Genomic DNA, 19,140 nt, shown 5'->3' with positions numbered 1-19,140 from the left:
TTTAGTCTATACCAACAATTTTACTACGCCTTTCAAAAAGCACGTTATCTACCCATTTGCCATGTAATTTTCCTATACGCTCGCGTTTACCTATCATTCTAAAACCTGTAGCTTCATGAACTTTTATGCTTCCATAATTTGTAGGGAATACGCCAGATTGTAATGTCCAGATGCCTTCTTTTTCACTTGCGATTATGACGTGTTCCAGTAACAATTTTCCAAGACCTTTACCTCTATTGTTACCAGCAATGTAAACGCTAATTTCTGCTACACCACCATAAACACATCTATTAGAAACGGGAGAGAGGGCAACCCAACCTAATATTTCACCATTGCTTTCAGCAACAAAACGACAGTTTTTCATGTGGGCTGCATCCCATGCTTCATAGCTTGGTGCACATGTTTCAAAAGTGGCTATGCCGGTTGAAATACCTTCTACATATATTTCTGATACAGCATTCCAATCAGTAGCCAACATTGCTCTTATGGTTATATTATTCATACTTTATTAGCTTTAATGGAATTCAATAATTTTAAGATTCATTAGCAACAATTACTTTTAGTAGTATTAAAAAATGAATTCAACAAGTCCTGTATTGCTGTCCATTTTTGGAGATTTATACAGTAACAAACTTTTTTGCCTTCAATTTCACCTCTAATTAAATCAATACTCTTCAATTCTTTTAGATGCTGCGATATTGTTGGTTGTGCCAAACCTATTTCATCAACAATATCATTGCAAATACAAGCATCTTGCCGACTTATGTATTGTAGTATGGCAATGCGAGCGGGATTAGAAAGCACTTTAAAAATAATAGCTAGGTCATTTTGCTCTGCATTGAATATTTGTGATTTCGTTAACCCCATAAGATATTTGTATATAGCAATATTACGATATTAAAAAATTAAAAAAAGCCAGATATATGATATCTGGCTCAAGTTATTTAGAACCAAGGTTTTTTACCTACTTGGTACGTGTTATAAAATTCTTCGTCTGATTTTGTTAGGTAGATGATACCTTCAATTAATCCAATAACGCTCGGTATCCAAATGAATAATAATCCAATGGCAAGGCATGACAATACCCAAGCAGCGATAGATACACCTAAAAGTATAAATCCTTCTTTTTGATAGCCTAAGATAAACTTGTGAACACCTAGTGAACCTAGTAATATGGCTAAAATACCTGCAAGGACCTTTTTGTTTTCTCCTCCTGCTCCACTAAAAGCTTCCCTTGCTCCAGCAGTAAATTCATCGGCAGTTTTCTTGGCATTCTCACTAAATTCTTTAGCTGATTCTTTTGCATCTTCAGAAAATTCTTTGGCCGATTCTTTTGCGCTATCAAAAGCATCTTCAGCCTTATCTCCGAAATTTTTATTCTCGTCTGACATTTTAATTGTTGTTTGGTGGTTAATAAGTGTTAAATGTAGCAATTATTTTAACATCATAAAAATGCTTTATCAACTGGTTCCCAAAGTTCTATCTTGTTTCCATCTGGGTCTAAAATCCAACCAAATTTTCCATATTCAAATTCTTCGATCTCACCAATTACCGTGACTCCCTCTTCTTTTAAAACTTTCAAAAGTTCTACAAGATTCTCAACCCTAAAATTCATCATAAAACTAGATTTGCTAGGGTTAAAATAGGTAGTGTCGTTATTCATAGGGCTCCATTGTGTAGAACAGTCGTTTCCTTCTTTGTCTTTCCACCAAAAAGTACAGCCATATTGATCGGTATTTAAACCTAAGTGTTTGTTGTACCAATTTTTTGAATGATCGGGATCTTTGGTCTTAAAGAAAAAGCCGCCTAGTCCCGTAACTCTTTTTTTCATATCTATTTATCTTTTAATAGTATTTTCATACAGATCGATCCAATTCTTTACGGTCATTTTAGTGCATAGTTCTTCTATTAAAGAATACGGGATGTCATCCATACTTTTAAATCGTATACAGCTTTTGCCCATATCCAATTTACGCTTGCAATATTTGGGGTATTCGTCCTTAAACCAACTCATTAATGTGTTGTCTGCATAAATACCGGAGTGGTACAGTGCAATATAATTTTTTTGCGATGCCAAATTAATGAAAGGTAGAGGTAGTTCTGGTTGAACATGATAACCTGCCGGATAAAGCGAATGTGGCACAACATAGCCCAGCATACCATAACTCAATTGCTCTGTAAAGCCCTTAGGCAAATTTTTAAGTAAAATTGCCCTTAACTTTTCAATTACCTCTTTACGTTCTTGTGGTAATTGAGCAATATATTCGTCTGGTGTGTTAGCTTTGTACTTCATTATAGCTTTCGAATTTTGCCTTTATTTTATCAACTACGGTTTGGGCCAATTTTATTTTGCTTTCTACCGTCCAACCGGCTACATGTGGCGATAGCATTACTTGGTCAGATGCAATTAAATACTGAAATGCCTCAGGAAGATTATCATCTGTGAACATGTTTTCAAACGAAGCTTTTTCATATTCCAATACATCTAAACCTGCCCCTAAAACTTTACCGGATTTTAAGGCATCAACTAAATCTTTGGTTTTTATACATTTTCCCCGGGCAGTATTAATAATCCAAATAGGTTTTTTGCACTTATCTAGATATTCTGCATCTATCATGCCTATGGTTAACTCTGTTTGGGGTACATGGAGGCTTATGACATCCACCCTGCTTTGAAATTCCATAATACCAACTTGGCGTGCGTTTTCATCTTCAACGCCGCCTTTAATATCGTAGCAGATCACTTCTTCCACATCAAAACCTTTTAGTTTTTTAGCAAAGGCCTTGCCCATGTTGCCATAACCGATAACACCAACTACTTTTCCTTCTAGTTCAATTCCGCGATTGCCTTCTCGGTCCCATTTGCCATTTCTAACTTCCTTGTCGGCAGTATTTAATTTGTTGAATAACGATAAAAGCATACCCAAGGCATGTTCACCTACGGCATTGCGATTGCCTTCAGGTGCAGCTGCTAAAAAAATACCCAATGATTTTGCATATTTGGTATCAATGTTCTCAAGTCCGGCTCCTAATCTGCCAATGAACTTTAGATTTTTTGCTTTATCAAGAAATTGTTTGTCTATTGTAAACCTACTTCTAATAATCAGACCATCATAATCAGCTATTTTAGCTTCTATCTGTTCTTTTGAAGAAGTATAATCTTCATCATTGGTAAAACCTAGTTCAGCAAACTGTTCAATTATTAATGGGTGGTTTATATCTATGTGTAATACTTTCATTTATGTTCAATTATATTTTGGGGTATTCTGTCTTTGTTTTTTCGTCTATTACATTACCGGTATGTGCAATGCCTTGTTTTTCAAATAACATAATATGCACTTCCTCATTGTCTTTGGTTAATGGGCAATGTTCTACACCTTTGGGTATAATAATTAATTCGCCTTGTCTTACCACTTCCGTACGGTCTCTAAATTGCATATATAGCGTACCTTTTGTCACTTGAAATAGTTCATCTTCATTGTCATGTGAATGCCATACAAATTCACCTTTAAGCTTAGCCAATAATACCTGCATATTATCCACGACGCCAATTTTGTGCGGATGCCAATACCCATCTACAAGTTTATGTTTTTCTTTAAGATTAATGCTTTTCATAGGGTTGCTTGCCTTATCCTTTTTGAAGGGTATGGCAAAGAATGATTTAATTAAGGTAAAATTGAATACAGTAAGATACGTAAAGCCTTAGTATTCTAAAAAAGATAGTGGGTTAATTATATGCCCAAAATCAATTTTGCGATAGAGAAGTAAATTAATATACCAAAAATGTCATTACTGGTCGTAATAAAAGGTCCTGTTGCAATGGCGGGGTCAATACCTCTTTTGTCTAAAAACAATGGCACAAATGTGCCTATGAAACCGGCTACTACAATAACGGCGATCAGTGATATGGAAATTGCCAATGAGGTGGGAAAATCCCCTTTCCAAATCCAAGTAAAAATAAGCAGTAAGCAAGACAGGATAAACCCGTTCAATAATGCCAATAACATTTCTTTTATCAATCTATTACTGATGCTTCCTTTAATGTCGTCATTGGCCAGACCTTGTACTATAATAGCACTAGATTGTACTCCAACATTACCTGCCATTGCCGCTATTAATGGTGTAAATAGAAAAAGTACGGTATACTCACGAAACATTTCTTCAAAACCGCCCATAATTACTGCGGCGGCTGCACCACCAAAAAGCCCTAAGATCAGCCATGGTAAACGAGCTCTAGTTAAATCCCAAATACTATCGTCTGCCTCAACATCTTGTGAAATACCCGCGGCCATTTGGTAATCTCGTTCCGCTTCTTCTTTAATGACATCTACAATATCATCAATTGTAATACGCCCCACCAACCTGCCAATTTCGTCAACCACAGGTATAGCTTCAAGGTCATATTTGCTCATAATCCTAGCTACTTCCTCTGGATCTTCATTAACGTTGACCGAATCTACATTTTTTATAAAAACATCCTTTATGTGGGTTTTGGTAGAAGTGGTCAATAAGTCTTTTAAGGATAAACGACCTTTTAGTTTATCTTCATCATCTACTACGTAGATAGAATGTACGCGGGTAACGTTCTCTGCTTGTGTGCGCATTTCTTTTACGCATGTAAGCACGTTCCAGTTTTCGTTCACCTTTACAAGCTCTTTTGCCATGAGTCCCCCTGCGGAATCTTCGGCATATCTTAAAAGATCAACAATATCTTTGGCATGTTCCCTATCTTCAATTTTAGAGATAACATCCTGTATTTGTTCTTTTGGTAGTTCACCAATAATATCGGCAGCATCATCTGTGTCAAGTTCTTCTAGCTCGCCCGCAATTTCCTTGGTAGATAAGTTACTAAGAATAGCTTCACGGACATCTTCATCTAGTTCTGTTAGAACATCCGATGTTTTATCGCTGTCCAATAATTTGATCAAATAAGTTGCCTGCTCCTTATCCAGTTCATTAATGATCTCCGCAACATCTGCATAATGCACGGTCCCTAACATAGCATTTAGTTCAGCGTCATTATTTTGTTCAATGAGCTGTTCTATTTCTGAAACTAATTCGTCTGTAAGTTTAAAGGGTGTCATCTGCTATTTTCTTCGTCAATGCAATAAAATCTTCGACCGATAATTGTTCCGGTCTAAGGTCAAATATAGTGTCTTCTCTTAGATTATCTGATAAAGTGAATGTTTTTAAACTGTTACGTAATGTCTTTCTTCTTTGGTTAAAAGCTGTCTTTACTACCCTATAAAGTAGTTGTTCGTCACAAGGGAGTTTAAAATTCTCTTTTCGGGTCAATCTTAAAACGCCCGATTGCACTTTTGGTGGGGGGTCAAAGACATCGGCTTCAACGGTAAATAAATATTCGGCATCATAAAATGCTTGTGACAATACAGAAAGAATACCATAGGCCTTGCTACCTTCTGAAGAACATATACGTTGTGCTACCTCTTTTTGAAACATACCCGAAAATTCTGGAATTTGATCTCGTAGCTCTAACATTTTAAAAACTATTTGGGTTGAGATGTTATAGGGGAAGTTACCCGTAATGCCAAACTGCTCATTGCCAAATAAAGTGGAGATATCGAAATTTAAAAAATCCGCTTCAACAACCTTAAAAGAACCTTCGCCTTGAAATGCCTTTGGATGCTCTAGTGGAAAAGTTTCGTTCAAGTAGTTGATAGACTCCGTATCTAAGTCCATGGCCACTAAATTACTGTTGCGTAATAGTAGGTACTTTGTTAATACCCCCGTACCTGGACCAATTTCAATTACATTTTTATAGTCTTTCTGTAATAACGTATCTGCTATTTGTTTGGCAATATTCTCATCTTTTAGAAAATGCTGGCCAAGGTGTTTTTTTGCTTTTACGGGACCTTTTTCTTGATGCTTTTTTTGAGCATATTTATCTCCATTGTATTTCTTTTTCTTTGTTCCCATAAATCTATTTTAAAAGCTTAAAATTTTGCAATATAAGCCCACGCTTTTTTACCGGATGCCAATTGAATTTCAATTCTTTCATACGCTTCGCCCTCGTATACATCGGCTTTTTGCAATTCTTGATGAGACAGGGTGTACACTTGGCCTTTAATGGAATCTTCCGCTTTTCCTGTATGTTGCAAAGTAGGGTAGAGGTCTGCTATTTTTTGGTCGGATATTATATATGACGGTAATTCATCTTCAAATCCGTTCAAAGGTCTTGCAAAAACTCCTAATTGAACTTCTCTTTCTTGTAAAGTGCCATATGTAAACAAAAAATGTGTTGCAGTAGCGCGTTGTACAAAATATTCATCTACAACTTCTAATTCTGTTTTGAAAGAAACCAACTGACCGGCAAATTTTTTCTGGATACTTTCCATGAGTGCCGGGGCATCTTCTTCATAGTAACGATCTAATGTTGCCTTATCGGGCACCGTATATTGCACGGAATACGTATAGCCTCCCATGTCTTCTTCTACTAGAACTTTGGTGAATTTTGCGCTCAAAAATTTACCGGTAGATAGTACTTGTGGTATATGGGTCTCTTTCATCCACTGCAGCCAAGAGTCATGTGCTGTTTCCTCTATATTGGTGGTAACGTTATATATGTACATGTATTATTGTTCAGATTGAATTGCAAAGTTAGTTCAACTAGACCTGACTATGAATTAGATATCCCTTGAATTTAATTAATGGAATCTCCCCTTAAAATTCTGAAGTTCTTGCGGGCTTCTGGGAAGTAGTAACTATCTTGATAGTTGTAAATGATTTTTTCATATTGCTCTTTTGCTTTTATGGGGTCATTGAACACTGTTCTGTAAAGTTCTCCCAAGGCATAATAAGCATCATCTGCAAGAATACCATTACCATAGAACGTGATGATTTTTTGGTAATTTAATTGCGCATCATCGTATTTTTTAAGTTTCTCGTATAATTGGGCTTGCTTTAATAAAGCCTCGTCCTCAATTTTTTCTCCCTTATGATTTTCTAGAATGTCACCCAAGGCATTGATCGCCTCATCGTTTTTATTTTGGTATGCTAAAAAATCTGCCCGTGCATATTTTTTCAATGCTGTTTGAGTAGAATCTTCTAATGAATTATCGGATATCAACAGGCTCAGCTGCATGGCATCATTTGCGATAAGCTGTGAGGTAGAGCTTCTTAAAACTTTTAGTTGAGTTAAGGCCCAATCAAAATCTCCCTTGTAGAAGCTGGTCTGTGCAACTTTAAACCGTGCATTTTGACCTAAAACGTCGTTTTTAAGTTTTTGCTGAATCTGTGAAAAATAGATGAGTGCTTCATTGAATTTTTTGTTGAACACTAAAATATCTCCAAGTGCCAATTTTAAATAGGCAGTGCCTCTATCGCTCATGGGCAGTTCAAGGCTGTTTTTCAATAATTTTTCGGCAGGTGCCGGGTCGTTCTTTTTAAAAGTTAGAAAATTGGCATAGGCTACCTGAAGCTGAAGGGTTTGTGATCTGTACCCATAAATATCCACAAGTTCCTCATATTTTTTTTGAATAACGTCTAACGTACTATCCGTTGCGCCAACCAATTCAATATCAATTAGATTTAATTCTGCATCTAGTTGAACTATTTTATCACTGGTGTTTTCAATGATATAGCTGTAAATATCTTTAGCAATTTCATATTCTTCATTCTCCAGAGCGCTTTGTCCTAAATTTTCTAAACGACTGGTAGAACTGCCATTCATACGCTTAAAAATGGCTTTTTCTTGCCTAAATGCACTACCGTATTGATTTTGTTTTTCAAATAACCAACTCAATAACTCGTTCCATAAAATATCAGGATTCTTTTGAGCGCGTTCCAATAACACTTTTTTTAGCAAAATGTTATTTTGGTTTTCCGGTTCTTCCGATACAAAATCGTCTATGCTTCTTAGAATATTGCTTTTTGAAGTTTTACCATCAATAACAAGATTTAAATACGAATTATACATAGCCTCAACGTTGCCCTGTTCCCCATAAATTCTTGCCAATTGAAAATTGAAGTTTAAAGCGGGGTTTAACTCCATTGATTTTTGAAAAGCCTTTATGGCCATATCCAAAAGGTTGTATTTCTGAAATTGAAGTCCCAAGGCATATCCGTAATTGGGATTTTTATCTATAATGGCCAAAGCTTTGTCGTAATTCTTTTGCGCCAGGTCTTGCTGTTCTTGTAGCGCATAATTGTAACCAAGGTCAATTAACAGGGTAGGGTAAGGATTGCGGTCATTTAACCGTGCATTCAAAAAAGATTCTGCTTTTTGGTATGCTTCCAACTGTTGGTAGCAAGCAACTAGGTCTTGCACATACTCTGTTCTTCGGGGATTTTTTTCTACCAATTTTTCGTAGAATACTACAGCTTTTTCAAAATCACCATCTGCAAAATATTGTTTGGCCAAAAAATCATCTTGGGCAAAACAAAATGTTGTAAAGGTTATGTATGTAATTAGAAAAAGGATAAACCGCATACTCAAAGATACATAGAATGCTGTAAGTTGTTACAAAGCATATATTATCACAGCATATTTTATGAAATGGTTACGGTGCCCTTATGAGACCCGTCGCAATTGGGCATTCTTTTTGAAAGTCCGCAAATACAATCATTAAGACCTTTTCCGCTTAAAATTCTATTGGTGTATTTATTGATTCGGGCTAACCTTGTCGAAGATTGTTTGGCTTTTGAAAAATATAATAAATATCCTTTTTGCCTACCAGGGGTCAATTTTTCAAATGCGTTTTTAAAAGTGGGATTTTCCTTAAAAATTATTTTCAATTCTTCAGGGACTTCATAGTCACTAACTTTTTTCGTGGGTATTATTAGATTTGATTTTTCAATTTCTACGGCTTCAAAAATGTAATCTTTGATCACCTTTTTCATTTTTAAAATATCTTCTGTATTCTTGAACCTTATTTGCCTGCCCGCTTGTACGTTTTCTGTCTGTTGTATTAAAATAGAATGCGGGTCTCTAAGCAGGGCACCTTTGTAAAATAGAAGAGCGCAGTATTGTTTGAAACCGTGAATTAAAACAATGTTCTTTCCATTTTTGGTGTAGCAAGGATGTTTCCATTTGAAGTCTTCTGTAACATCGCATACTAGGATTATTTCTCGGAGCAATGAAAGCTCATTCTTCCATACTTCTTGTTCGTTCAGAAAATCATCCACTTTTAGGTTCATACTTTTTCAATATTGTCTTAAGAACATTATGGTGTGAGCTAGTGTGAAACGACTTTAAGGCCTATTATGGATCCGATCAATGTAGTTAAAAATAGTATTCGTAAAAAAGTAGCGGGTTCTTTAAAAACAAATATGCCCACTAAAACCGTACCTACGGCTCCAATGCCTGTCCAAACCGCATATGCAGTGCCAATGGGAAGAGTTTGCGTTGCTTTTACCAAGAGTATCATACTTATAGCTAAGGCTATTAAAAAACCGATATACCATAAATACATTTCATTACCGGTAGATTCTTTTGCTTTACCCAAACAAAAAGCGAATGCTACTTCAAATATGCCGGCGATAATTAATATTATCCAATTCATAAGTAACAATTTTAAATATAAAAATCGAAGAATTAATTGGTATCAAAAAAAAACATCATGAAATTTATAAGTTTCATGACGTTTTAATGATTGTTGTAACCTTAAGTTAAATCAATCAATATTTAAAAGTTGGCTTTTGAGGATTTAATCAATCATATCAAACCCACAATAAGGTACTAACACCTCGGGAATTTTAATGCCATCTGGGGTTTGGTAGTTTTCTAAAATACCAGCTAATACACGTGGTAATGCTAATGAGCTGCCATTTAAGGTATGTGCCAATTGGCTTTTACCGTTCTCGTCTTTAAAGCGTAATTTTAATCTATTGGCTTGGTAGGTTTCAAAGTTTGAAACCGAGCTAATCTCAAGCCATCTATCTTGCGCAGTTGAGAAAACTTCAAAATCAAAAGTAAGCGCAGCGGTAAATCCTAAATCACCACCACAAAGTCTTAGTATACGGTATGGTAGTTTTAATTCACGTAGAATATTTTTCACATGCTCAACCATGCCGTCTAAAGCTTCATAGGATTTTGTAGGGTGTTCTACACGAACAATTTCAACTTTGTCAAATTGGTGTAAACGGTTTAGTCCACGTACGTGTGCACCATAACTACCTGCTTCTCTTCTAAAACATGGCGTGTAACCTGTATAAGTTATTGGGAAATCGCTTTCGTTTACAATAACATCTCTAAAAATATTGGTTACAGGAACCTCTGCCGTTGGTATCAAATAAAGGTCGTCTGCGGTTACATGGTACATTTGTCCTTCCTTGTCCGGTAATTGCCCAGTACCATAGCCAGATAGTTCGTTTACCAAGTGTGGTACTTGAATTTCAGTATAGCCTGCTTCAGTATTTTTATCTAAAAAATAAGCTATTAGTGCACGTTGTAACCTTGCACCTTTGCCTTTGTATACAGGGAATCCCGCTCCGGCAATTTTAACGCCCAATTCAAAATCTATGATATCATATTTTTTGGCAAGCTCCCAGTGTGGCAAAGAAGCTTCATCCAATTTTGGCACTTCGCCTTCACTGAATACTTCTTCATTATCCTCTTCAGAAGAACCTTTTACTACCGAGGTATGCGGAGTATTAGGTAATTGATATAATAATGATTTTAACTCTTCTTCAGCTGCATTTAAGTCGTCGCCTAATTGCTTAGACTCCTCCTTAAGTTTTACGGTCTGCTCTTTCAACAGATTTGCCTCTTGAACTTTACCTGTCTTGTACAATACGCCGATCTCTTTAGAAATCTTGTTAGATTCAGCTAAAACGTTATCTAAACTAGTTTGTGAAGCACGTCTTTTTTCATCTAATCTAAGCACATTGTCCACTAATGGTTGTGCATCAATATTTCTTTTTTCAAGAGCTAGGATAACTTCTTCTTTGTTATCTCTAATGGTCTGTATTTGTAACATTGTAGAATTGTATTTGGCTGCAAATTTACTTAATCTAATATTTTAAGTAGCTACTTTTTAAGACTAAACATCAATTATCTATTTTTCTGATTTGATGTAAGGGGATGGAAGAATCCAGCTATGGTGTTTTGTTCGGTACCATGTCTCGCCCGCCAAGTCGGTCTTTGAATCTATAAAGGGTTCGTACGGCTTACGGTTTATGCTAATTTTTGAATTTTCTAAGTATACGGAAACGTCCCTATTTTCCTCTTTGAATTCCTTTTTAAGATATTGGGCAAACTGCCAGGCAAAATCTGGGTAAGCAAATATCTTTCGCTCTTGACTACGAGATACGTAATCTTTGGGGTTGATTATAAAAACCTCTTCGGTATTCTTGTCCACTACTTTGTACCTGCCTTTGCCCTGTCTACTGCGTAACATCATACGCCAGCTCATTCTGTGTCCTTCTTCGGTCCATAGCACATCATCTTCAAAAGTATAATGTCTAACGGGTAATAACAGCTGTGTTAAAAAGTATACTGCAGCTACGATCAATAAGCTGTTTTTATAATTTGGGATGATGACTTTTGATGTAGTAAACGGAATTTTAGATTTAAAGAAAATTTTGCGGATGGTTTCAGGCTCAAAAAAGAAAACACTGAAGGCTATGGATAAATAAGGGAAAATACCAATTTGAAATATGATCGAATTAAATAGGTGAAAGAATAATGAAAGAAAGAAAGCCGCTTTTCTGGTCGGTTTCCAAAGTAATGCTGGTACAATGAGTAAATCAAACAAAATACCAACAGATCCTATAACAGTATGTATCCAAGGTTCCTGTAAAATATCGCCAACAAGCCAATAATTCCTCTTCGAATGCATTAAAACGGCTATGGTACTGAAGTCTAGCCAATCTCCATATATTTTAGCAATTGATGCGTATGTGTAAACAATGAAAAGTTGTAGCACCACGATCCATTTTATGTATGCATACATTGCATTGCTTTCTATTTTGGGGTTAAGCTTAACGTCTATTGAACGGCTTTTTTCGGCAGGAAAAAAGCACATGATCAATGAAATTAAAATAAGAAGATAGTAATGATTGTTATAGGCGGTCTTTTGCATTAAATAAGTAGCCGTCCACATGGTTGTAAACGTTATCATACTTGCCCGGTACTTAAAACCTAATGCAATGCATATGCCCATTAGCCCCATTATACCAAAGTAGAAATACATTCCGTTGCCTGGTAAAGGTTGTAAAAAATCGAAATCTATAAATGGAAATTTAAATTTTGGGGCAATTAAATTTCTATTCACCCAGCCGGTAGCAATAGCGCCAAAACATTCAAGTGAGATTAGAATGCCAAAGAAGATTCTAAAAATGATCAATGAGCTATTATCTATGCGTTGAAATAATAACCTATTAAGCATAATTACTTATTTATATAGTGAAGAGATTTTTCTTTGTCTATTGCCAATTGAGCCTTTAGGGCATCAACAGATTCAAATTTATGTTCATCTCGTAAACGAACCAAAATATTAACTTGTAATTTAAGATTGTATAAATCCGCATCAAAATCAAAAAAATTGACTTCTATGGATTGTTTGGTGCCGTCTACGGTAGGGTTAAAACCTATATTCATCATTCCGTAAACTATTTTACCGTTAATAGTACTATTTACGATATAGGCTCCATTTTTAGGTATAAGTTTATAATCTTCCGCAATGGAAAGGTTGGCGGTAGGGTAACCTAGTTGTTTGCCAATTCCCTTGCCTTTTATGATTGTTCCGGTAAGCATATATTCATAGCCTAAATAGCTGTTGGCGGTTTCAATATCACCTTCTTCCAAAGCTTTTCTGATCTTGGTGCTACTTACCGATACATCATCTATTTCTTGGGCGGGTATTTCGTCTACTGAAAATTCATACGTATTACCAAAAGTGACCAAGTCGTTTATGTTTGCATTACGATTTCTGCCGAACCTATGATCATAGCCAATAATTACTTTTTTGGTATTTAAGGTGTTAACCAAAATATCACGGACAAACTCTGTTGCCGTAAGTCTAGAGAATTCTTTTGTAAATGGGTGGATAATAAGAACATCTAACCCTAAGCGCTCTAAAATATTAATTTTCTCATCTATAGTGTTCAAGAGTTTTATATTGGCATCTTTCTGTAAAACCATTCTTGGATGCGGAAAAAACGTAAGAACCGATGATTTCAATGCCGTATTTTTGGCATGATTTATGATTTTATTAAGTATTTTCAGGTGGCCTATATGTACCCCGTCAAAGGTGCCTATGGTAATGACCGTAGGATATTCTTCTTTGTATTTGGAAATGTTGCGGACTGTAATCACCTTATGATAGAAAATAAAAAGACTTATATTTGATTTTGGTTAAAAGTCCCTTAATGATTGCAAAATTACGCCTAGTTTTTACAATTACCATAGTATTTCTTTCCTTTTCCGGTGTAGCGCAATCTACATATTGGAAAAATACGGAGTTGAACGGAGCGGCGAAGCGATTATCCAAACAACGCTTAAAAGTAAATAAAAGCAAGGCTTTTAAATTAGATCAAGAACAATTTACGAAGGTATTAAACGACGGTAAATCATCTAAAATTGTTTATTTCCCTAACGAGTTGGGTGAAATAATTCCCTTTTTAGTGGAAGATGCACATCTTTTTGCGAAAGGTTTAGCCGAGAAATACCCTTCCATAAAATCTTTTAAGGGAGTTGCCTTGAACGATGCAACAACGCAGATAAGGTTCAGTATGTCGCCAAAGGGTATACAAAGTACAATGAGTACATCTGGTGAAAATGGGGCTTTGTTCATGCAAAAATCTACTGATGATATTTATGTGTTGTACCGTAGAACGGAACAAGAGGAGAGTGATATAGATTTTGTTTGTAAAACAGTGCCGGAGGTTAAGGAGTATTCTCAGAATGTAACCGCTAAATTGGTAGATGATCAAACACTGAGAAAATTCAGGATAGCTATTTCTGCATCAGGTGAGTATACAGAATTTCATGGGGGAACCAAGGCAGATGCTTTAGCGGCCATAAATGCTACGTTGACAAGGGTCAACGCCGTTTTTGAAAGAGATTTGGCTATTACTTTAGAGTTGATCGCAAATACAGATCTTGTTATATATACCAATTCAGATACTGATCCTTACACCGGTAGTTTAAGCTCTCAGGTGCAAAACACCCTAACAAGTGTCATAGGAGAATCAAATTATGATATCGGGCATTTATTCAACCAACAGGATAATACATTAGATGGTAATTCTGGCTTTATTGGTGCTGTTTGCGTAGACGGAAGAAAAGGTAGTGGTTATACTACTTTGTCTTCTCCGGTCGGCGATGCTTTTGATATTGATCTGGTAGCGCATGAAATAGGGCATCAATTTGGTGCCAATCACTCTTTTTCACATACTTCAGAAGGCACTATAGTACAAGTGGAACCTGCCAGTGGTACAACTATTATGGGGTATGCCGGTATTACGGGGAATAATAATGTGGCCAATAATAGTGATGATTATTTTCACTACGTAAGTATTGTACAAATCAGGGATTATTTGGAAACAGTTTCATGTGGTAGTACCGAGGTACTTGGAAATACACCACCAACGTTAAGTCCATTGGTGAATTATAATATTCCAAAAGGCACACCTTTTGTGCTAACTGCAGAAGCTAACGATGTAGATACCGGTGATGTACTTAGTTATACATGGGAGCAAATAGATAACGGTATTGTAACCCAATCTACGTTCGGACCTACAAATCCGGCAGGAGCCAATTTTAGGTCTTTACCACCTTCACTAATTCCACAACGATATTTTCCTAACCTTACCCGTATTTTGAGCGGGGAACTTACAGAGGCGTTACCTTCAATTGGCGATGCTTGGGAAACTTTGTCAAACGTTGGCAGGGATCTCAATTTTTCAGTGACCGTAAGGGATAATGCCTTGAACGGAGGGCAATCTGTTTCTGATGAAATGACAGTTTCGGTGAGCGGTGAAGCCGGTCCTTTTTTGGTGAGTTCCCAAAGTACACAAGAGACCTTTGAAGCTGGATCGGTACAAACCATAACTTGGGATGTAGCCAATACGAACGTAGCACCGATCAATGCGGAAACGGTTACCATATTATTATCTACGGATCGTGGAATTACCTTTACTGAAATATTGGCAGAGAATATACTAAATGATGGAAGTCATGAAGTTATTATACCGAACCTTCCTACCAGTACAGGGCGTATAATGGTAATGGCGGATGATAATATATTCTTTGCAGTAAACGATGCTTTATTTTCCATAACACCTTCTGAAATTGTAATGGATTTTGATGAGGTAATATTTGATGTCTGTAAGCCAAATGATTTAAATGTTTCCTTTAATTACGAAACTAATTTGGGTTTTGATGAGGAAAGTACATTTAGTGTTCAGGATTTGCCTGCAGGCCTAACGGCAACCTTTACCCCGGCGACCGCAGATGCAACGGATACCGAAGTTAGTATAGCTATAGAAGGTGTGGCGGGTCTAAACATAGGAGAGTACCCTATAAAGGTGGTAGCTACATCCGCTACGGTCACTAAAGAAATTACGCTTCAAGTAAGGGTGTTTGAAGACAATTTTGAAGATGTTATTCTAGTAGCTCCTACAAATGGATTTGCAAATGCTTCTACAGATATTCTTTTGGAATGGGGTACATCGATCGGTAATACTCAGTACGAGTTGGAAATTGCGAGCGATTCTGCCTTTACTTCTATCGTAGAATCTGTATCCGTATCGGGTAGTTCCTACACGCCAACCCTTTTGGATAATAATAGCACATATTATTGGCGCGTAAAACCTAAGAACAATTGTGGTGAGGGAGATTTTAGTGAAGCCTTTAGCTTCTCTACCGTACATTTTAATTGTACCACAAAAGAATCTACTGATACGCCAATAGCAATATCAAGCAGCGGAACACCGGTAATAACGTCTAAGTTGATCTTTTTAGAAGATTTACCCATTGCGGATATTAATGTGCAGTTAGATATTGAGCATACTTTTTTAGCTGATTTGGTGGTCAGCTTAACTTCACCGGCAGGTACAACCGTTACCTTGGTTTCTAATTCTTGTGGTGATGCAAGTGACATTAATGCTATTTTCGATGATGACAGCCCTGCTTTTAATTGTGGTGTAAATCCTGGAATAGGTGGGTCTGTGAAACCATTGGGAACGTTAAGTTCCTTTAATGGGGAATCTATACTGGGTGAATGGACTTTGGAAGTAAAAGATAATGCGCCTTCTGATGGTGGACGCTTGGTTTCTTTTGCTCTTGAGGTTTGTGTTGAAGGTGACTTTAGACCAGATGCAGATAATGATGGTGTATTCGATGATGGTGACGATCTTTGTCTAAATACCCCGGAAGGGCAGGAGGTAGATGCTTCCGGTTGTGCAATTTATCGCTTTCCTTCAGAGAATTTTGTAATTACTTTAGAAAGTGAAACCTGTAGCGATAATAATGATGGGTCTTTGTCCATTTCCCCTAAATTGGCATTGGATTATCAAATTACCGTGTCGGGTAATGGGGTTGATTTAACGCAAAATTTTTCCAATAGCTTTAATTTGGCAAACTTAAGTGCGGGTACGTATACATTATGTATTACGGGTACGGATGGTACAGTCGTTTATCAAGAATATTGTGTTGAAGTACAAATAACCGAACCTGGTCCGTTAAACGTTTCTTCTAAAATTGCGGATGATGGGTCTTTAGTGACATTGAATTTGTCCGGGTCTTCATTTTATACGATAGAGTTGAACGGAATAGCCATACAAACGGAAGATTCTGTTGTGCAATTAGAACTGCAAAAAGGACTAAATTCTTTAAAGGTATATACTCCAATTGCCTGTCAAGGAGTTCATGAAGAGCAAATAGGTTTTTATGAGCGCCCGGTAGTTTTTCCAAACCCGGTAAAAGATGTAGTACAGGTGTATATAGGTGGGCAGCAAGAAGATGTTTTTGTAAGTATTTTTAGTATAGACGGTAGGTTTATCTATGATGAAACAACCACATTGGTGAATGGCATAATTCAGTTAGATTTAAGTGCATTGGCCGCGGGAATATACTATTTAAGGTATGAGGGAAATACAATTAATGGAACAACAAAAGTAATTAAGGAATGATACGTTTTCTAATGTTCTCTTTCTGCGTAGTTATAGCTTTTTCTAGCTGTAAAAAGAAGCGTTCTGCAACACCTCCAGAAGCAGTAAGTTTGGTATTCCCCGAAGAGAATTCTGAATGTACAACCGGTGTAAGCTTAGGTACTGAAACCAGTCAGGTAGAATTTAGATGGAACTTGGCGGATAATACGGAAACGTATGAGTTACGTGTTACCAATATTGCTACGAGTACGGTGCAAACCATTGTGTCTACTTCAAATTCAGCAAAGCTGCCTTTGGCCAAAGGAGAGCAGTTTTCATGGTTGGTACGATCACGTAATAGTGACGTAGAAGAAACGGTTTCCAGTGAAGAATGGTATTTTTATAATGCAGGGTCTAGAACTACATTTGCCCCCTTTCCGGCAACTATTGAGAGCCCGGCTTCCTCTTCAAGTGTTTTTAAGGACATCAATAATGAGGTAGAGCTAGTTTGGTCTGCATCTGATCTGGATAATGATATAACCGGTTATGAAGTCTATTTTTCGGTAGAAATGCCACCAATTGATCTTATACGTACGCTTTCATCAGATGTTACCAATATCAAAGTTTCGGTATCTTCAGATACGGTTTACTATTGGCGTGTAATTGTTATAGATGCAGAAGGTAATAGATCTAATACCGGGGTATATAGTTTTAAGGTGCTTTAATGCTAAGAATTGTTGAATTGATTCATTGTTCTGGCAATGCCGGCTAAGGCGAAAGAGTTGATAATCTCAGTTGATTTCTTTAATCGCTCTGGTAATAATGCTTGCTCGTCACTGTTCCATTGTCCTAACACGTATTCAACCTGTCTACCCTTACCAAAATCTGAACCTACTCCAAAGCGGTACCTGTTGTATTGAATGGTCTGTAGAAATAATTCTACATCCTTTAATCCATTATGGCCACCATTACTGCCTTTTGTTTTAATACGAATGGTTCCAAATGGCAGATTAATATCATCTGTAATTACAAGGACGTTACATTGCGGAATATTTTCTTTATCCATCCAATATTTCAATGCCTTGCCACTTCTGTTCATATATGTTGAGGGCTTAAGACAAATAATAGTTCTTCCTTTTACCTTATAAGAACCAATGTCTCCTAGTTTTGCCGTTTCAAAGGTAAAGTCGTTTGTTTTGGCTACTTCGTCCAGTATTTTAAAACCGATGTTGTGTCGGGTTTCGGTATATTCTTCTCCTATATTTCCAAGGCCAACGATCAAAAATTTTTTCATGGGATCTCTTTCTTCGATAATAATACTCTGTTTGGTAAAAAAGGATTTAAGTAAACGGAGCATTTGAACTATAATTTAGTGCGTAAAAATACAAAAGCATCCTGATACAAATACCAGGATGCTTTTTAATGAATTTTAAACCGTTAAGTCTATTCTTGAGTAGCTTCTTCAGATGCACCTTCTGCACCTTCAGCTCCTTCTTCATCTTCATCTTCATCATCAGTAACAACAGCGGTACGTGCAGTTTTAACCTGTACTACTACTTGGTTTTCTGGATGTAAAATAGTGAAATCATCACTTAATAATGATCCTACAGAAATATTCTGACCTATTCTTAATTTAGAAATATCGATATCGAAGAAATCTGGTAATTTGCTAGGTAAAGCTTTGATTGCAAGCTTACGTTTTCTGAACAATAAACGTCCACCATTACGAACACCCGGTGAATTCCCTTGTAATCTTACAGGAATGTTCATGGTAACCATTTTATCATCGAATAACTGATAAAAATCAATATGGATGATGGCATCCGTTACAGGATGAAATTGAATATCCTGTAATACTGCATTAACAGTTTCTTTGCCTTCCAACTCAATTGCAACAGTGTGTGCATTTGGAGTGTAAACCAAGTCTCTGAACGTTAGTTCATCTGCTGAAAAGTGTAATGGTTTATCCCCTCCGTATACCACGCAAGGCACCTTTCCAGCATTACGTAGGGCCTTCGTTGCCTTCTTGCCCACGCTTTCTCTTTCTGATCCTTTAATTGTAATTGACTTCATTATGTGTATTAAAAA

General features: G+C 36.6%; 20 protein-coding genes. 2 read left to right on the top strand and 18 right to left on the bottom strand.

The genetic code is table 11. The annotated features are described in order from the left end of the window. Window position 1: 1 nt before the first annotated feature. The 16 genes from B2Z27_RS07450 to B2Z27_RS07370 all read right to left on the bottom strand — a co-directional run bounded on the left by B2Z27_RS07450 (window position 2) and on the right by B2Z27_RS07370 (window position 13,276). A complete protein-coding gene (locus tag B2Z27_RS07450) occupies window positions 2-502 on the bottom strand; it encodes a GNAT family N-acetyltransferase (RefSeq protein WP_286813192.1) in 501 nt (166 codons plus the stop codon). A 41-nt stretch (window positions 503-543) separates the two neighbouring features. After that, window positions 544-867, bottom strand: a complete 324-nt coding sequence (locus tag B2Z27_RS07445; protein WP_286813190.1) for an ArsR/SmtB family transcription factor — start codon at window positions 865-867, stop codon at window positions 544-546. A 77-nt stretch (window positions 868-944) separates the two neighbouring features. Further along, window positions 945-1,391 (bottom strand): NINE protein, encoded by a 447-nt coding sequence (locus B2Z27_RS07440; RefSeq protein ID WP_286813188.1) that lies wholly within the window; start codon window positions 1,389-1,391, stop codon window positions 945-947. Window positions 1,392-1,444: 53 nt separating this feature from the next. After that, a complete protein-coding gene (locus B2Z27_RS07435) occupies window positions 1,445-1,831 on the bottom strand; it encodes a VOC family protein (RefSeq protein ID WP_058104121.1) in 387 nt (128 codons plus the stop codon). 6 nt (window positions 1,832-1,837) lie between these two features. Continuing rightward, entirely contained in the window at window positions 1,838-2,293 is a 456-nt protein-coding gene (locus B2Z27_RS07430) for a DUF1801 domain-containing protein (protein WP_091607340.1), read from the bottom strand. Further along, window positions 2,277-3,239 (bottom strand): 2-hydroxyacid dehydrogenase, encoded by a 963-nt coding sequence (locus B2Z27_RS07425; protein ID WP_071341103.1) that lies wholly within the window; start codon window positions 3,237-3,239, stop codon window positions 2,277-2,279. Before B2Z27_RS07425 ends, B2Z27_RS07430 begins: the two co-directional genes overlap by 17 nt. A gap of 10 nt (window positions 3,240-3,249) precedes the next feature. After that, window positions 3,250-3,615 carry a cupin domain-containing protein gene (locus B2Z27_RS07420; protein WP_286813187.1) on the bottom strand — a complete coding sequence of 122 codons (366 nt, stop codon included), beginning with the start codon at window positions 3,613-3,615 and terminating at the stop codon, window positions 3,250-3,252. A 116-nt stretch (window positions 3,616-3,731) separates the two neighbouring features. After that, window positions 3,732-5,084: a magnesium transporter gene (gene mgtE / locus B2Z27_RS07415; RefSeq protein ID WP_058104117.1), complete on the bottom strand. Its 1,353-nt coding sequence runs from the start codon at window positions 5,082-5,084 to the stop codon at window positions 3,732-3,734. Further along, window positions 5,071-5,937 (bottom strand): 16S rRNA (adenine(1518)-N(6)/adenine(1519)-N(6))-dimethyltransferase RsmA, encoded by an 867-nt coding sequence (gene rsmA, locus B2Z27_RS07410; RefSeq protein ID WP_286813186.1) that lies wholly within the window; start codon window positions 5,935-5,937, stop codon window positions 5,071-5,073. Before rsmA ends, mgtE begins: the two co-directional genes overlap by 14 nt. Before the next feature lie 17 nt (window positions 5,938-5,954). Continuing rightward, window positions 5,955-6,590: a DUF4286 family protein gene (locus B2Z27_RS19830; protein WP_339633006.1), complete on the bottom strand. Its 636-nt coding sequence runs from the start codon at window positions 6,588-6,590 to the stop codon at window positions 5,955-5,957. A gap of 71 nt (window positions 6,591-6,661) precedes the next feature. Beyond that, a complete protein-coding gene (locus B2Z27_RS07395) occupies window positions 6,662-8,449 on the bottom strand; it encodes a tetratricopeptide repeat protein (RefSeq protein WP_286813184.1) in 1,788 nt (595 codons plus the stop codon). 59 nt (window positions 8,450-8,508) lie between these two features. Continuing rightward, window positions 8,509-9,156: a DUF1801 domain-containing protein gene (locus tag B2Z27_RS07390; RefSeq protein WP_286813183.1), complete on the bottom strand. Its 648-nt coding sequence runs from the start codon at window positions 9,154-9,156 to the stop codon at window positions 8,509-8,511. A gap of 38 nt (window positions 9,157-9,194) precedes the next feature. After that, complete coding sequence (locus tag B2Z27_RS07385; RefSeq protein WP_215998535.1) at window positions 9,195-9,521, bottom strand: DMT family transporter; 327 nt, start codon at window positions 9,519-9,521, stop codon at window positions 9,195-9,197. 144 nt (window positions 9,522-9,665) lie between these two features. After that, a complete protein-coding gene (gene serS, locus B2Z27_RS07380; RefSeq protein WP_286813182.1) occupies window positions 9,666-10,937 on the bottom strand; it encodes a serine--tRNA ligase in 1,272 nt (423 codons plus the stop codon). A gap of 78 nt (window positions 10,938-11,015) precedes the next feature. Beyond that, window positions 11,016-12,347: an HTTM domain-containing protein gene (locus B2Z27_RS07375; protein ID WP_286813181.1), complete on the bottom strand. Its 1,332-nt coding sequence runs from the start codon at window positions 12,345-12,347 to the stop codon at window positions 11,016-11,018. Between the two features lie 2 nt (window positions 12,348-12,349). Further along, a complete protein-coding gene (locus B2Z27_RS07370; protein WP_286813180.1) occupies window positions 12,350-13,276 on the bottom strand; it encodes a bifunctional riboflavin kinase/FAD synthetase in 927 nt (308 codons plus the stop codon). Between the two features lie 53 nt (window positions 13,277-13,329). On the opposite strand from B2Z27_RS07370, the gene B2Z27_RS07365 reads away from it, so the two are divergent. Further along, the gene (locus tag B2Z27_RS07365) at window positions 13,330-17,094 is read left to right on the top strand and encodes a reprolysin-like metallopeptidase (RefSeq protein WP_286813179.1); all 3,765 of its coding nucleotides are present in this window, start codon (window positions 13,330-13,332) and stop codon (window positions 17,092-17,094) included. Beyond that, the gene (locus B2Z27_RS07360) at window positions 17,091-17,777 is read left to right on the top strand and encodes a hypothetical protein (RefSeq protein WP_286813178.1); all 687 of its coding nucleotides are present in this window, start codon (window positions 17,091-17,093) and stop codon (window positions 17,775-17,777) included. The genes B2Z27_RS07365 and B2Z27_RS07360 overlap by 4 nt, the downstream gene beginning before the upstream one ends. 2 nt (window positions 17,778-17,779) lie before the next feature. Here B2Z27_RS07360 and pth read toward each other — a convergent pair whose 3' ends face one another. Beyond that, complete coding sequence (gene pth, locus B2Z27_RS07355; protein ID WP_286813177.1) at window positions 17,780-18,409, bottom strand: aminoacyl-tRNA hydrolase; 630 nt, start codon at window positions 18,407-18,409, stop codon at window positions 17,780-17,782. 86 nt (window positions 18,410-18,495) lie between these two features. After that, on the bottom strand, window positions 18,496-19,125 hold the full coding sequence (locus B2Z27_RS07350) for a 50S ribosomal protein L25/general stress protein Ctc (RefSeq protein WP_286813176.1): 630 nt from the start codon (window positions 19,123-19,125) through the stop codon (window positions 18,496-18,498). Window positions 19,126-19,140: the final 15 nt, after the last annotated feature.

This window comes from Maribacter sp. UBA3344, from assembly GCF_002362375.1.
GTDB classification, from domain to species: domain Bacteria; phylum Bacteroidota; class Bacteroidia; order Flavobacteriales; family Flavobacteriaceae; genus Maribacter; species Maribacter dokdonensis.
Note: the sequence above shows the minus strand (reverse complement) of the source record. Positions and strands in the feature narration are given on the sequence as shown.